The organism is Vibrio aerogenes (assembly GCF_024346755.1).
In the GTDB taxonomy this organism is placed as follows: domain Bacteria; phylum Pseudomonadota; class Gammaproteobacteria; order Enterobacterales; family Vibrionaceae; genus Vibrio; species Vibrio aerogenes.
This window is the reverse complement of the sequence record NZ_AP024861.1, coordinates 1,178,439-1,193,607: the sequence shown is the minus strand read 5'-3', so window position 1 is coordinate 1,193,607 and position 15,169 is coordinate 1,178,439. Positions and strand designations below refer to the sequence as shown.

Sequence of the window (15,169 nt, the reverse complement as noted above, 5' to 3'; positions counted from 1 at the left end):
GAATGGCTTTCAAACGAATTACTTTAAAATAAATTGGTTTAAAACAAGTTGCCTGAACACAAATTGATTTAACATAGCCTGATTGAACACAATCTGATTGAATACAGCAATTGTGACTAAATACAACAATTGTGATTGACTCAACAACTGAATCAAAACAGGCCTGGCATGCTGGGGGGAGCGGCCGGGTCTGTTCCCTTTCCCGGCCATCTGACAGACTATTTCTTCTTGGTTTTGCCCTGAACGGCTTTGAAACGCGGGTTAGATTTACAAATCACATAGACCCGGCCACGACGTTTCACAATCTGACAATCCCGGTGACGCTGTTTCGCACTTTTTAATGAACTCAACACTTTCATGACTGATCTCCTGTCCGCTTCGAACCTAACTGACGACCAAAACGCCGGTTGAAGTTAGCCACCCGGCCTTCCTGATGTACAACCCGCTGCTTGCCGGTGTAAAACGGATGAGATTTGGAAGAGACTTCAATCGTAAAATATGGATACGTCTTGCCATCTTCCCACGCGATGGTTCTGTCGGTATTCAGGGTTGACCCTATCAGAAAATATTCATCGATACTGGTGTCATGAAAAACAACCGTCCGGTACTCAGGATGGATACCTGGCTTCATTGATCTACTCCTCTTTGGTGATGATTCTCCCGGTGCCGGAACAGGTACCGGCGACATCATGGAGAAACACATAAACTAGATATGTTATAACATAACAATTTCATCCCAAAAGATCAATCAAGGTCACGCAGACTAAAAAACGGTCATACTTCCTTTTTCAGCCATATCGCTATCTCTTCAGCCCGCGGAACACCACCGGAGTGAACCACCTGTTCATCCATCACAACGCCCGGTGTCGACATAACACCGTAACTCATGATGGTTTCCATATCGGTCACCTTCTCCACCGAAACCTCAACCCCCTGTGCTTTTGCGACCTGCTCAATCAGCCTGGCTGTATTCACACAGTTTGCACAACCTGAACCTAATACCTTCATCACTTTCATCATTCGTCCTCTTTATACCCATATATGGGTATATTCTCTGTTCAAAAAAACCATCGGTTCATGAGTAATACTAATCTGAAAAATAAACTGATCATCTGGGTATGTCTGGTGGAGCCTCAGCTGTATTATGACTCAGCTGCTTATGGCTCAGCCGTCCCTAAATCACAACGTTAAACACCCAGCCAATCACGGTAAATGCGGCCAGTAATATGGCAAATAACAGCGCCAGCAAGCGCCACTGCATCACCTGTTTCAGCATCACAAATTCAGGCACACTGGCCGCGACAGTACTCATACAAAATGCCAGAGTCGTCCCAACCGGCAACCCGTTTCTGAGTAAGCTTTCCATCACCGGAATCACACCAGTTGCGTTGGAATACAAAGGAATGCCAATCACCACTGAAACGGGTACGGACCACCACTGACCAGCCCCTAAATGCGCTTCAATCCAGCCATCCGGTACAAAGCCATGCAACCCGGAACCAATACCGACACCCATCAACACCCATTTCCACACCCGGCCGACAATGGTTTGCATCTCTTGTCTTGCAAACTGATGCCGATCGGAAAACGACATCATTCCCTGCTCCGTTCCCTGCTCCGGAGATGCTGCTGAATCCTTGGTTTTTTCTGCTGGAACATTCATTTTTGCACCGGGTCTGTTGTGCATCATTTTCACGGCCAGTGGCTGCAGCCAGCGCTGCGCGCCAATCGCATCGAGAAACCAACCACTTAAGATGCCAATCGTCATACCGGTGATGATATATAAAATGGTAAATTTCCAGCCCAGCAAGCTGAATAGCAGTAATACCGCAATTTCATTAATCAGCGGCGAGGTAATTAAAAAAGCCATGGTGATTCCCAGCGGAATGCCGGCGGATGTAAATCCAAGAAAGACAGGAATGCTGGAACAGGAACAAAATGGTGTAATCGTGCCGAAAAAACTGCCGGAGACATAGCCAAACACTCGTTTTTTCCCGGCCAGATAATCCCGCACCCGTTCAACATTCAAAGATGCACGGAACAGAGCAATCACGTAGATCATCACCACCAGCAACACCATAATCTTGCTGGTATCTTCAATAAAAAAATGTACTGCATCTGCGGTTTTACTGCCGGGCGACAGTGAAAAAACCTGAAATGTCAGCCAGTCTGCCAACAGGGTAAAGACAATAAACATGACGGCTCCTTTTTAGTACGCAAATCACCGGTGCTTCAATCGTCACCGGCAATCATGATCGTTCTCTGCAAATAAGACGAACGACCCGTAAAAAGGATGCAGATTATTTTTGTTATTGGCTGCTCCGGATATTTAAGGCGATGCAGGAATTCAGCTTTCTTCAGGGAAAAAACAACACACTTTCTGATGCTCATCAAAGCGAATCCGGCACTGGGTTTTGAGAATCTCTCTCAGCCGGAGGCGTGCGCGCTGAATGCGCGATTTGGCTGCAGGCAGGGTTAAGTTATGCGATGCCGCGTACTGTTGCTGGCCCATGCCCTGTAAATCACAGGCTTCAATAATCGCGCGATCTTCCGCGCTCATTTTGCCCAGCGCTTTTGGCAGGCACTGTGCGAGGCTGTCTACCGGCGGCAGCTCTTGCGGGACATCCGGCAGGATATCGAATGTGATGTCGGCGTCAGTCGTAAACTGATGCTTTTTCCGCTGCTCGTCTGTCAGAAGATTACGGGCCACCCGAAACAACCACGCTTGCTGGTTTTTTATCGTACAGAAGTCTTTGTCTTGACTGAGCGCACGCAGAAAGGTTTCCTGCAACAGATCAAAAGCTAAATCCTGATCACCACACAGCCGGAGTAACCAGTGAAAGAGTACGGACTCCGATAAATGCCATGTCCGGGATAAACAGGGAACAGCAGATGAATGAGATTGTCTGACCATGCAAGTGTCCTGACAGAGGAAATATGTTGACCCAACGTATCGTATAAAAATACACAGATACCCGGTTAACCTCAAGATGAAGGGTTAGTCCGCCGGCATAGCCTGCCGGAACAAATGCCCGGAATCAGGCATATTTGACCACTGAGTGGATTTGTCTTCCATGTCTGGTGTTTGCAGATATAACGGAACATTTTCGGTGATCAATCCGGTATCAATACCTGCACGCCGGAAGTATTTCACCAACGTCATTTCATATATGCCGTTGGAGACAATCTTTTTCATGCCCCGCAAAAAATCAGCGCTCAACTGATGATCTTCTTTTCTGAACATCAGCGACACAGGTTCCTTCAACAACGGTTTTTCAATCGTTGCAAACTGATCAATGTCATCAGGATACCGCTCCCGGATAACCTGCCAGCCAGACAGCAGGGAGATAACGGTTAAATCCACCCGCCCGGCCTCCAGTTTCAGAATACCCTGCTCAACGCGTGTGTTGTATGAGATTTTGAGCCCGGCCTCTTCAAACGCCCGCGCCAGAAAAGTTCCCCGCACGGCACTGATCGTATAAGGTGATAAATCTGAAAGCTGACGATACGTTACACCATCCGGGAAACGGCTTTTCCGGTAAAAGAAAACGAAATTCATCATCAGAATATCGACTTTTTCAACTTGTGATTCAACGCCTTGTGCCTGATACCATCTGAAGACACCCATGTTGGCAGCGCTCTTTTTTTCAATCAGTGACCAGACCATCCGTGTCATCGGCTTTATCTGAAACTCCGCCTTGTATGAAACAGACTGAAAAGCCGCTTTGACAATGTCACATCCCAGGCCACATCCGTAACCGGGAATCTCTTCCTGATAAATAAATGGCGGCGCATTCGCCGAAGAGATCTTAACCGGCACTTGTGCAAATGATAAGAATGACATCAATAACAAACACATACTGATAGCCATTGATTGAGAGAAAACAGGCAGAGAAACCGGCATAAACAGGAACCACTATTAATTATATTATTAATAATGGCCTTTCCCTGAGAAATAGCCAGCCGGGACAGGCAACACGCAAAGACAAAGTTGTGATTGATATTCCGGTAAAAAACAAAACAATCAATAATAATCAGCTACTTGTTCAGAAAAACAGAGCTCAGCCCGCAAGATTTTAAATATCAGGGACCTTCCAGATAAAGACAGAAGTGTTCACACCCCAGGATCTGTTGATTTCAGGGATTTAAAATAATTGAAACGACGTTTCAATTAAAGTAGAATTTAGTTTCACAAATTAATTTGTGACGGTACAACAACGACAATGTTTGAAGGTAAGGAGCAAAGTGATGGTTTTAAAGAGTTTCAGTCTGGAAGGAAAAGTTGCCCTGGTGACCGGGTGTAACAGCGGCTTAGGCCAAATGATCGCAATTGCACTGGCACAAGCAGGTTGCGATGTTGTGGGTGTCAACCGGAGCAACCGGGGCGATACGGCGTCACAAATTCAGGCACTTGGTCGTCAATATTATCCGGTTTCTGCGGATTTAAGTGACAGCAGCGTTGTGCCACGGGCTTTTGAAGAAGCCGTCGCAGCTGCTGGTCAAGTCGATATTCTGGTCAACAATGCTGGTATCATCCGCCGCAATGAAGCGATTGATTTTACCGAGCAAGACTGGGATGACGTCATGAACACCAATATCAAAACCGTGTTCTTCCTGTGCCAGCAAGCTGCGAAGCATTTTATCGCCCGCGGGCAAGGCGGAAAGATCATTAATATCGCTTCCATGCTCTCATTTCAGGGCGGTATCCGGGTGCCTTCTTACACGGCGTCGAAAAGCGGGATTCACGGCCTGACCAAAGCCCTCGCCAACGAATGGGCGGCTCAGGGAATTAACGTTAATGCTATCGCGCCGGGCTATATGGCGACTGACAACACCGCCCCGCTCCGCGCGGATAAAGTCCGTAATCAGGAAATTTTGGATCGGATTCCGGCAGAGCGCTGGGGCGAACCAACCGATCTGGCTGGGCCGGTCGTTTTTCTGGCATCAGAGGCTTCATCTTATATTAATGGTTACACCGTCGCAGTCGATGGTGGCTGGCTGGCGCGCTGATGCTGTGCCGGGAAGACCGGCATCAAACCAGCAAATCGCTGTAAAAATGACAAATCAATTTGAGTGCTCAGGTTCGCGGTACAATATTTCAAAACTGATTTGCCAGGGATGGCAAATCAGAGCTATCCCCAAATAACCTCAAGATGCAGGTTGTTTGGAGATAAGCGTGTCATCACAAAGTTAATCCGGGCAGGGCTGCCGCTGTTCCGGACGCTTCCAGATAAAATAACTGCCAGTCAGCATCCCACCCACGGCGATCATGACCACCAGTGCAGAAACATCAGCCACCAGTAAGATAATCAGACAGGCAAGCATCGATATCGCTGAATGTATCTTATTCTTGCGTGAGATCACTTTACCGTTTTGCCAGTTTTCGATCATATTCCGGCAATAGGACCATGACATAATCCACGCATAAATTCGTGGTGATCCTTTGGCTGCCGCCCAGGCTGCCAAAACAATAAATTCGGTGGCGGGTAAACCGGGTAATAAAATACCTAAAACTGCCATCCCCAAACTGACAAGCGCGATCAACTTATACACCCAGCGTTTCATATCAATCTCCATACTCCTCACTCGCCATCGTCCGGGACAGATAATTCATCCGCCAGTTCATCATCGATTTCAATGTCATGATAACGCATCCTGTTATACGCGACGACTTCAATGGCTTTCGAACTGATCAATGCCGTCAATGGTGTCAGCCCGGCAGACTGGCGACAAAGCTGAACCACAATCAGGGAAACAGAATCATCTTTTTTATCTTCTTCCGGCATTCCGCCGGTGAAATAGCGTCCTTCACTCAGGGGAGAGCATACCCCTTTCAGGGTACCACGCTTTAATGGTAACCAATCCATACGCCTGTCTGTATTGACTTTATATATATTCAGCTCATAAGAATCAGTATCCGCTTCAGAGACCACTATATTCAGTAAAGCAGCTAAATCCTTTGCGGCAATATAGCGTTGTACCGATAGTACAGATGCCAGATTATGTGAAATCCGGTCATACTGACCACGGAGCTGATTGACGAAGTACAGGTCAGCAACGATGGCTGCCGTCGTCAGTAACATGCCGCAAAAGAGAGTAAATTCCAGCACCGCCAAACCCCGTTTTTTCTTGAAGCCCTTATTCATGACTCATTCTCATCCATGACCAAATCACCCAGAGTTTGCTGAAATTCATGTTGATACGATGTCCCCAGATCAAATAGTTCAGGTAACGGCGTAATAAAATTCTGCTTTAAAATCAGGTGCATATTCAGAACAGGGGCCGTCGTATAACTGTGTATCTGTTCGTTATCTGTTTGTGAAGAATCATCATCTTTTTGACCACGACCAGCAGATAACTCCCCAAGATCAGCAAAAGAATGCAGTTCCAGATCGATATTTTCTGCCGAGACAAAGTTAAAAGAAGATTCAATCACACGTTGCTTGATCACAGCAGCAATCCGCGATTCGTTCAGCGCATAAAAATCATCATCCTGGCGGAAATTCTGTACCGCCCGTTCCAGCGAAAAATTGATGATCGTAATCACTAACATAATCCGGGCCAGTTCAAAAAACATCGTCAGAATGAACAGCAATACCGGGAAAATCAGCGCAGTCTCAACAGAAACAATACCAGCCTGGCGATCATGAGATCGTCTGAGAATCGGTTGCATTACTCTCCCTCAACTAACCGGATCGGTGCCTGAGTTAATGCAGCAATTTCTGTCGCTACCGGATGCCCCTGACTGATTCGGTCACGAACGGCTTCAAACTGTGTGATGATCTGTTCCGTTTTATTCTTTGTCAGATACGTATTCAACAGCACCCTGGCCTGATCTGTCCGCTCATGGAGGATATAAGCCAGTGCTAAATTTAACCGCCCGGACATATTCAGCCGTTGTTGCTGTACCCGAAGCAAATCGATCGCCTGACCATAATCTGCACCGGCAAGGTAAGTCATCGCCAGATTATTCAGTACCATGGTATTGTCCGGATCAATGTCCAGTGCCGTTTCAAGGTAGGTGCGGGCTTGTCCGGTCTGTCCCCGAAAGCCGGCAAGCACCGCCGCACCATTGAGTGCGGTCACATTGTGCGGATTCACAGCCAGTACGCAGTCGAGATACCCGGTTGCTTTTTTCCTTTGGGCCATTTGCAAATAGGCACGTCCCAGCCCCATACAAATTGCTTCCCGTTGTTCATCAGTCTGATGCTCTGCCAGCGCTTTATCAGCCTGCTGGTAAAGCGGAATCACCCCCTCTGGCTTGACGACAAATGAAGCGACGGTGGCATATTCGAGTAAAAAAGCGTCTTTGAGCGTCTGTTGTTCATCCATTTTCCGGTAAACCTCAAATGCGGCTTTGTAACGTCCGTTATCCCGTAACATATGCGCCAGATTTAATGCTTCTTTCGTCGCTTTCAATGCAGCCTGTTCCGTTTTTTGTGCGGCCTGTGCCGCCGTCTTACCGGACAAATCCGGATGCCCGGCACAACCAGAAAGCAGTGTCAGTGTCAGTGTCATACAAATCAATAAAGTCAGTTTTGGCATGTTCTGCCTCCGATACAAAATTAGTCAGCCAGCATGCGGATAATCCGCACCATGGCCGGTGCGCCCATCATGGCAATCACCGGCGGCAGAATCAGGGTCATCAGGGGAACGCTCAGCTGAGCCGGCAGTTTACCGGTTTTCTCTTCCAGTCCGAGCACCAGTGCTTTACGGCTCTCTTCTGAGATTGTTTTCAGCGCCTGAGACAACGGTGTGCCGTAACGCTCAGCCTGAATCAGGGTTGAGACCATCGCACTGACATTATCCACAGCGCACCGATCAGAAAGATTCATCAATGCCCGTCGCCTGTCACTGAGAATCTGCATCTCTGTAAAGGTATATCCCAGCTCCTGCGCCACTTCCGGAGCCGAAAATGCCAGTTCGGTTGAAACCACATCTAAAATCCGCGCCAGTGGTAAACCGGCCCCGGCACAAATCACCATCAGATCAAGCGCATCCGGAAGCTGATCCGACAGGCGTTTCCCCCGTCCGGAAGCCCGAACTTTGACCCATAGCTCCACAGTCAATGAGCTGAGAAACAACAGCATCAGCCCCGCAGCTAAACTCATCATACTCAACCGTTGTCCCGGTTCAGTACCCAACATGAAATACCCGGTGATACAGATGAGACCACAGGCATATTTACTCAAAGTGAACAGCCCGGTGTATCGCCGGTCATGAAAACCGGCCATGGCTAACAAACGCTGCGTCTTCCGGCGATCAGATTGTGTTCCGGCCAGTTTGTCGCCGAAAGCGGCCAGTGCAACCAGCACCGGAAACCGGTTAAAAACCGATTCAGTCTGATGTCTGAGCAATATGTCTTCTTCAGAATTCACCTTGTCATCCCGCGTATTCAGACGGCAGGCAAGCCCGGTGCGGCGGTTCCTGAAATACAGACCCAGTAAAATCAGCCCCAGCGCAAACAACAGACATCCCGCCCCTAAATCAATCAGTGGTGATCGATTCATCGTATGACCCTCCTGATCATATAATGTGTCACCGCCAACCCCAGACATACGCTGCAAACCGCATAAATCAACACACGATTGCCGGTCGGGTCGTTGAGCAAAAAGCCAAAATCTGCCGGTGAATTGAAATACATATAAGTGAGTGACAAGGGTGCCAGCAAAGCAACAATGACGGCTGATGCCCGGACTTCTGACGTCTTCGCCTTAATTTTCAGGGCCAGTTCCTGCCGCGCCCGCAAAGTATCACTGAGCCGCTCCAGGGTTTCACCCAGCTTTCCGCCGGTATCCTGATTAATGATCAGAATCACCACGAAAAAACGGTATTCATTCAGGGGAATTCGCGCGGCAGAATCACGCATCGCATCCCGCAGCGGGATACCAACTTTCAGCCAGTTATCGATCAGCATAAATTCAGCAGCCAAAGGTCCGGGCAGATTTTCAGCCACCATCAGAAAAGTATTGCTGGCAGGCACACCCGCTCTGACAGCCCGGACAATCGCATCAATCGCCTGCGGCAGGTTTTGCCTGAATTCATCAAGATGGCGGCTCATCGCCCTGAGGTAAATCGTCAGCAAAGCAACCGAAAACAAGACCAGTGTCAGGCCGAGTGATAACCCAACCGGCGCGGTGGCATCTTTACTGACAGCAACAGATACAATAGCAGAAGGAATCAGCAACATGGCTGCCCGCCGGAGCCAGTGTGCCTGCCACCCCAGTAATCCGATATCTGTCCAGAAACGTTGCATCATGCCGCCAATCACCGGCAACGAAGCAAATCGCATATCATCGGCTAAACGTTGCAGACTGCTCTCTTCAGAGACGCGCTGCCCGTCTGCCATCATCTGCTCTAACTGCGACAGATACTGAGCCCTTGCTTTGCGCCAGGCATGGATGCGCCAGGCATAACGTCCGCCAAGCATCAGGCAAAACAACAGCACAAAGACTGACCCTGTCATCCCATCCCACAACATCATGCATGCTCCCTGAAATAATGCTCATGCGTGCTGTAGAAACCGGGGCGCTGTCCTGTGGAAGCAAAGTGACCACGAATTTTGCCCTGATCATCAATTTCATCAATGGCAAAAGCGTATAGCTCCTGCGTCTGAATCACATCATTTTCCATCCCGCACACTTCGGTCACCGACACCACCCGGCGCCCACCGTCACTCATCCGTTCAACCTGAACAATGATATCGACGGCACTGGCAATCTGGCGGCGAATCGCTTCAAGCGGTAGCTGCATATTTGCCATCATGACCATATTCTCAAGCCGCATGATGGCATCCCGCGGCGTGTTGGCGTGAACAGTACACAAAGAACCATCATGGCCGGTATTCATCGCCTGCAACATGTCAAAACTTTCACCACCACGAACTTCCCCCAGAATAATCCGGTCCGGGCGCATCCGCAGCGCATTGCGGACCAAATCCCGCTGATCGACTTTACCCGCCCCTTCCGCACTGACCGGACGGGTTTCAAGACGGACCACATGGATTTGCTGAAGCTGGAGTTCCGCGGCATCTTCAATGGTGATAATCCGGTCATCATTGCTGATATTTTGTGACAACGCATTCAGTAACGTGGTTTTACCCGCACCGGTTCCGCCTGAAATAATCACATTCATACGGGCAGCCATCGCCCGTTTCAGGACTTCGAGCATATCCGGAGAAATGGCATCACGCTCAGCCAGCAGTTCTAAAGACATATTCCGGCGCATAAATTTCCGGATGGATATGGTGGTACCGTCCAGCGCCAGCGGATGAGTAATAATATTCACCCGGCTGCCATCTTCCAGACGGGCATCCACCATGGGATGCGTCTCATCGATACGCCTGCCGACACGGGCGGCAATCCGCTGTGCAATATTAAACACATGTTCTTCATCAATGAAATGAACCGGTGTCAGTTCCAGCTTACCAAACCGTTCAACAAACACCTGCCCGGCTCCGTTGACCAGAATATCATTCACACTATCGTCCGCCAGAAATGGCTGGATCGGGCCGATCCCCACCATTTCATTAAACATGGTTTCACCGAACTGACGTTCTTCATCGGTAGAAAACTGAATCCGGTGCTCGTCACAAATCATACGAATCATCTCATTGATTTGCTGATGCAACTGCTCCGGTGCCATGGTGGTGACTTTCAGCGGATCAATCTGTTCGTAGAGATGATCGCGAATCACCCGCAGGTTTTGGTTTGCCAGTCCGGCTTCTGCCGCGGCATGCGGTACTTCGCGGCCCGGCCTGACGGGCGTGTCTGATGGCTGTTCAGTGGATGTGACCTGCTGAACAGGCTGATGTTTATGCTGACGCGACGTTTTAATGATCATGAGGCTTTCCTTACCAGAGAGGCCTTCAAACGCGACAACAGCCGGTGCTTCGGTCTGACTGCGGTACGACCACCACAGGCTAAATCAACCAGTGCTGCAACCGATGATTGAAAGGCAGGAAGCTGGCTGATATCCAGCGCACCTTTGAGTAATATCTGATCGATGACTTTTCCGGCATACGGCAGCACGACATCGACCTTGCGGTGAATAAACTGTTCAAATTCTTCACGGGGAATCGCCTGACTGTTCTCGCGGTGTGTATTACAGGCAATAATCACCCGCTGCCCATCGGTTTCATCCCCGATTTCCTGCAGTAAACGACGGGTATTACGCGCTGAAACCACAGTAAAATCAGCCACCAGAATCCGTATCTGTGCACAGGACAAGACATCGATGGTGCCTTCCGGCTGACTGGATGGCAAATCCCAGATGACTTGATTGAACATCTGACACAAAGTGGCTCCCAGTGTGAATATCTGCGTCTGTTCCACCCGTTCCTGTTCGCTCTGATAACCCGGCGGCTGATTTAAAATCGCCAGCTTGTCAGAAATCCGGTTCATTGAACGACGTAAAAACCGGATATCAATATGCTCTGATTTCAGCACCCCATCCAGACCGGCTTCTTCCTGCAAACCGGCCAGTAATCCGAGGCAACCGTTGGTACGGTCGAAATCCACCAGCCCGGTTGCAATCCGGCGATCACCGGCCAGTACCTGTGCCATACCAAAAGCAATGGTCGAAGTGCCAATGCCGCCTTTTACGCCGGTCACAGCAATGGTTCTGCCCGCAGGCATTTCTTCAATCCGCCCTTTTTTGACACTGGCAAATGTACTGGCCAGCCGGTCCAGTGTGACTGGTTTTAACAGATAATCAAAAATGCCCAGCGCCAGCATGCTTCGGTAAAGATCCAGATTCACAGCCGAACCCAGGGTGATAATTTTGCAGGTCGGGCCGCAGACGGCATACAGATCCGACAGCATTTCCATCGGAAACGCTTCACCATCAATATCAACAATCATGGCTGAAGGAACCGGATGCGCTTTAACCCACCCGATAGCCTGGGTGATATCTCCGGCAATCACATGATCAGTATTCAGATCTAACCGCCGGAAATCATCACAATAAAGGGCAATTTCGTTTTTATCCGGAGTGAACAAAGCGACTGTTTCTGAAGCATCTGTATTATATTGATATTTTTCTTCGCTCATGTTTTTTATCTCAATGGTTAATCATCATTGAAGTCAATATCGAGAAGCGCTTTCAAATCATCTTCCTGATAACGTTTGACCGCATTCACCGCGGCGACGCCGTCACCGGGATCCAGCGGTTTGGCTCTGATTAAGTCCTGCGGGTCAGCCACCATCCGGGCAAGATTAGCCCGGTTAGCACATCCCAGCGGGCCGATGGCTTCATACGGCTTGGTCATCCACTGACCGGGGGTCTTAATCCGGCAGTCAGGGACGCTGACAACCAGAGCCTGTGACTGAACTTTCAGATCCCACGCCGGTTTTTCCGCTGAAAAAGTCCGCGACTGAATCCGGACCTGCTCTGCACCCGCATTCATAAGGCTGGACCTTAACCGGGCAGCGAACCGTTCCCCGTTTTTTGTATAGGGCTGAACCAGAATGGACTGACTGCCGATTCTTCCCTGATTGTTCAGCAAAGCATTCAGATCACGGAGCGACGCATCATTCAGTCCCTGATGTGACGTCAGCTTCAATGACACAGCAGAAACTGACGGGGCAACCGAGACCGTAAAATCCTTCCCGGACGGCACCTGCTCATCGCCTTCCCGCCAGTGATTGACCGTCTGTTCACATCCGGTCAGCAACAAACTCACAAATATAAAGATCAGTGTTATACGCATTGTTACATTCCCTGACAGTTAAAATAGATATCCGGCTGATGCCTGCTCCGGCATCGTATTATCGAGTGGCTTAATGCCTTTCCCCGGTGTTTGCAGCTCGCCGGCCTGTGTTGGCGTCACCACATAAGCCGTGGCAATAATCACCAGTTCTGTTTCCTCTTTCTGATTGCTTTCTGATTCGAACAGATGCCCGAGCACAGGCAGCTGGCGTAACCCCGGTACCCCATCGATCGTCTGATTCACACCGGTACGCAGCATGCCGGCCAGCGCAAAACTCTGACCACTGGCAAGCTCAACGGTTGTATCGGCACGGCGGACTTTGAACGCCGGTATCACCGTGCGATCCAGAACCACAGAGCCCTCATCAGACAAATCGCTGACTTCCGGTGCAATATGCAAACTGATCCGGTTCGGAGACAACAGTGTCGGCGTCATCCGCATAATCACCCCATACTGTTTGTAATCCACGGTGGTGTTATTGTTATTAATAATCAGAATCGGCACTTCTCCCCCGGCTGCAAATCCGGCGGTTTCTCCTGACATAGCCGTCAGGTTGGGCTCGGCTAAAATGCTCGCCATCCCGTTAGAAGACAGGGCAGATAAAACACCCCCTAAATCACCTGAAGCACCACCAATCAGTGAGTCAGCGATATCACGGCCTGAAAAAACACCCGTGGTTGCATCGAATAAGGCCGTGCTGGTATTACGGATGAAATAACTGCCATTATCCAGCAGTGCTTCCCAGCTGAAACCGAACTTACTGCTCAGACTCCGGGCAACTTCCACAATACGGACGCTGATATTAATTTGCGCTGACAGCTCAATTTTCAGCTGATTGACAATCCGTACCGTATCATCCTGCCCCGGCCGGCCTTTGCTGTCATCGCTATCCCCTTTGGTATAAGCTGCAATCGCATCAATGACCTGTTTCGCCTGTTGCGGCGTCCGGACGGAGCCACGCACAATGATGCCGTTTTCCGTCGAATTCAGCAGCCTGACCTGTGAACCGGTGATTTCCTTATGGATTCGTTGTGTCAGTGCTGCCAGGTCAAATCCTGATTTCAGTTGTGTTGCCAGAATGACCTTATCCTTACTGTCTAAGGCGTACAGTGTGGTCATCCCCGGTTTTTTCGCGAATACAAAAATATTTTTCGAGGAAGGCAACTGAAAACTGACAATATCAGGGTTAGCAATCAACACTTTCGATGCGCTTGCGGGCAAAGAAAGCAGCTTGCCCTGATTCACTGTCAGGTGAACCATGCCTTTCACCGGAATCTGTGAGAAACTCACCCCGGATGGCTGGCTGATGCTGACGGACGCCGGTTGTCCGGCGCTGACCGATCCGGTTAAAACGCCTGTCAACAGGACCAGCATGAAAAGAATCCGGTTTTTTATCGTTCTGTTTTCTGTAGTTTTGTTTTTTATATCGTAAGAAGTCTTCATTGAGATCATATCCTGATAACCACAAACCCGTCATTCATGAAGGCTAAGATTAATTTGTAACATGCGTCACCAAAGGCTTCTGGCTTCCCATATAAACGACAACCGCAGGTGTTGAAGGCACATCATTCAGCTTTTGATAAATTTCTGTCACCTGTTCCAGAGTCGTGACCTCTGCCAGCTGATTTCCCGCAGACAACGGTGTGGTGCTCTGTTCATTCCCCGGCTCATCATCATCTACAGACCGTAAAGCCAGCTGTAACGTACCAATTTCTCTGGCAACGGCCAGTTGCTCAGCCTGCTTGGGAGTCACTTCCAGTGTGACTGTTTCGAAATACTGGCTGCGGCTATCCTCTGCTTTATCTTTCTCATCCGGACGTACCCGGAGTTCACTTTCTGCCACATTATTCAGAGCAAGCACACGCACATTGGTCACCAGCGTTTGAGACGCCAGTACCGGTGCCTGAATGGCCGGGACCTTCCCGCTTTTTTTTGAAGCCTGACGCGCATCAGAGCTGTCTTTACGGCTTAACCCGAGAATGACATCCACCCGGTCTCCGGCCGATACCAGCCCGGCATTACTTGCCACAGCATTGGTCGGAATCGCAACCGCACGCATGCCTTTTGCCAGGACTGAAGCCAAAAATCCCGGTTCTCCGGATTTCACCACCAGCGCATAAGTCAGCAACTCACCTTTTCTGACAAACCTGCGCACCGTTGCACCATAGTTATATGCCAAATCTGTCGAGTCTTTTTTTATGTACAACTCTGCCGGATAATCTTTATCAACGGCTTGCCAGCGAATCGCACCACCATCAATAAACTCTCCCGGCTGAAGATCACGATTAGCAGCCAGAACCGGTGTATAGACCGGTGCCGCCTTTACCTGAACCACAGGTTGGGGTTTCGGGACCGGTTTAACGGGCGGAATCATCAGCCCCCGGACGACAAATGCGCCTCCCAAAGCAATCACAAATGCGCCGGATATAAATAAGACGGAAGAAATTTTCATAGAAAAAC

18 protein-coding genes are annotated in these 15,169 nt (G+C 49.4%); 1 reads left to right on the top strand and 17 read right to left on the bottom strand.

Translation table 11 applies throughout. The features are described 5' to 3' along the window. Positions 1-218: 218 nt before the first annotated feature. From ykgO to OCV29_RS05475, 6 genes are all read right to left on the bottom strand, one after another. Complete coding sequence (gene ykgO / locus OCV29_RS05500; protein WP_073604799.1) at positions 219-359, bottom strand: type B 50S ribosomal protein L36; 141 nt, start codon at positions 357-359, stop codon at positions 219-221. Continuing rightward, positions 356-631: a type B 50S ribosomal protein L31 gene (locus OCV29_RS05495; protein ID WP_073604798.1), complete on the bottom strand. Its 276-nt coding sequence runs from the start codon at positions 629-631 to the stop codon at positions 356-358. Before OCV29_RS05495 ends, ykgO begins: the two co-directional genes overlap by 4 nt. Before the next feature lie 143 nt (positions 632-774). After that, positions 775-1,020, bottom strand: a complete 246-nt coding sequence (locus OCV29_RS05490; RefSeq protein ID WP_245796932.1) for a thioredoxin family protein — start codon at positions 1,018-1,020, stop codon at positions 775-777. Positions 1,021-1,174: 154 nt separating this feature from the next. Further along, positions 1,175-2,197: a permease gene (locus OCV29_RS05485; RefSeq protein WP_073604797.1), complete on the bottom strand. Its 1,023-nt coding sequence runs from the start codon at positions 2,195-2,197 to the stop codon at positions 1,175-1,177. Positions 2,198-2,347: 150 nt separating this feature from the next. Continuing rightward, positions 2,348-2,914, bottom strand: coding sequence for a sigma-70 family RNA polymerase sigma factor (locus tag OCV29_RS05480; RefSeq protein WP_073604796.1), 567 nt, complete (start codon positions 2,912-2,914; stop codon positions 2,348-2,350). A gap of 84 nt (positions 2,915-2,998) precedes the next feature. Then, positions 2,999-3,844, bottom strand: a complete 846-nt coding sequence (locus OCV29_RS05475; RefSeq protein ID WP_175561572.1) for a substrate-binding periplasmic protein — start codon at positions 3,842-3,844, stop codon at positions 2,999-3,001. Positions 3,845-4,248: 404 nt separating this feature from the next. On the opposite strand from OCV29_RS05475, the gene kduD reads away from it, so the two are divergent. After that, on the top strand, positions 4,249-5,010 hold the full coding sequence (gene kduD, locus OCV29_RS05470; RefSeq protein WP_073604794.1) for a 2-dehydro-3-deoxy-D-gluconate 5-dehydrogenase KduD: 762 nt from the start codon (positions 4,249-4,251) through the stop codon (positions 5,008-5,010). Positions 5,011-5,190: 180 nt separating this feature from the next. On the opposite strand, the gene OCV29_RS05465 is transcribed toward kduD, so the two are convergent. Genes OCV29_RS05465 through cpaB form a run of 11 tightly spaced genes read right to left on the bottom strand, consistent with a single transcriptional unit; the run spans position 5,191 to position 15,161 of the window. Then, complete coding sequence (locus OCV29_RS05465; protein WP_175561571.1) at positions 5,191-5,565, bottom strand: YbaN family protein; 375 nt, start codon at positions 5,563-5,565, stop codon at positions 5,191-5,193. A gap of 17 nt (positions 5,566-5,582) precedes the next feature. Further along, positions 5,583-6,146: a hypothetical protein gene (locus OCV29_RS05460; protein WP_073604792.1), complete on the bottom strand. Its 564-nt coding sequence runs from the start codon at positions 6,144-6,146 to the stop codon at positions 5,583-5,585. Further along, the gene (locus OCV29_RS05455) at positions 6,143-6,673 is read right to left on the bottom strand and encodes a TadE/TadG family type IV pilus assembly protein (RefSeq protein ID WP_073604791.1); all 531 of its coding nucleotides are present in this window, start codon (positions 6,671-6,673) and stop codon (positions 6,143-6,145) included. Before OCV29_RS05455 ends, OCV29_RS05460 begins: the two co-directional genes overlap by 4 nt. Then, entirely contained in the window at positions 6,673-7,545 is an 873-nt protein-coding gene (locus OCV29_RS05450; protein WP_073604790.1) for a tetratricopeptide repeat protein, read from the bottom strand. Before OCV29_RS05450 ends, OCV29_RS05455 begins: the two co-directional genes overlap by 1 nt. Before the next feature lie 20 nt (positions 7,546-7,565). Further along, positions 7,566-8,510 carry a type II secretion system F family protein gene (locus OCV29_RS05445; RefSeq protein WP_073604789.1) on the bottom strand — a complete coding sequence of 315 codons (945 nt, stop codon included), beginning with the start codon at positions 8,508-8,510 and terminating at the stop codon, positions 7,566-7,568. Continuing rightward, positions 8,507-9,484: a type II secretion system F family protein gene (locus OCV29_RS05440; RefSeq protein WP_084193413.1), complete on the bottom strand. Its 978-nt coding sequence runs from the start codon at positions 9,482-9,484 to the stop codon at positions 8,507-8,509. The genes OCV29_RS05445 and OCV29_RS05440 overlap by 4 nt, the downstream gene beginning before the upstream one ends. After that, on the bottom strand, positions 9,481-10,842 hold the full coding sequence (locus OCV29_RS05435; RefSeq protein WP_073604788.1) for a CpaF family protein: 1,362 nt from the start codon (positions 10,840-10,842) through the stop codon (positions 9,481-9,483). Before OCV29_RS05435 ends, OCV29_RS05440 begins: the two co-directional genes overlap by 4 nt. After that, positions 10,839-12,050, bottom strand: coding sequence for an AAA family ATPase (locus OCV29_RS05430; RefSeq protein WP_073604787.1), 1,212 nt, complete (start codon positions 12,048-12,050; stop codon positions 10,839-10,841). Before OCV29_RS05430 ends, OCV29_RS05435 begins: the two co-directional genes overlap by 4 nt. Positions 12,051-12,067: 17 nt before the next feature. Next, entirely contained in the window at positions 12,068-12,709 is a 642-nt protein-coding gene (locus OCV29_RS05425; protein ID WP_073604786.1) for a CpaD family pilus assembly lipoprotein, read from the bottom strand. An 18-nt stretch (positions 12,710-12,727) separates the two neighbouring features. Continuing rightward, entirely contained in the window at positions 12,728-14,152 is a 1,425-nt protein-coding gene (locus OCV29_RS05420) for a type II and III secretion system protein family protein (protein ID WP_073604785.1), read from the bottom strand. Between the two features lie 49 nt (positions 14,153-14,201). Beyond that, positions 14,202-15,161: a Flp pilus assembly protein CpaB gene (gene cpaB, locus OCV29_RS05415; protein WP_073604784.1), complete on the bottom strand. Its 960-nt coding sequence runs from the start codon at positions 15,159-15,161 to the stop codon at positions 14,202-14,204. Between the last annotated feature and the right edge of the window lie 8 nt (positions 15,162-15,169).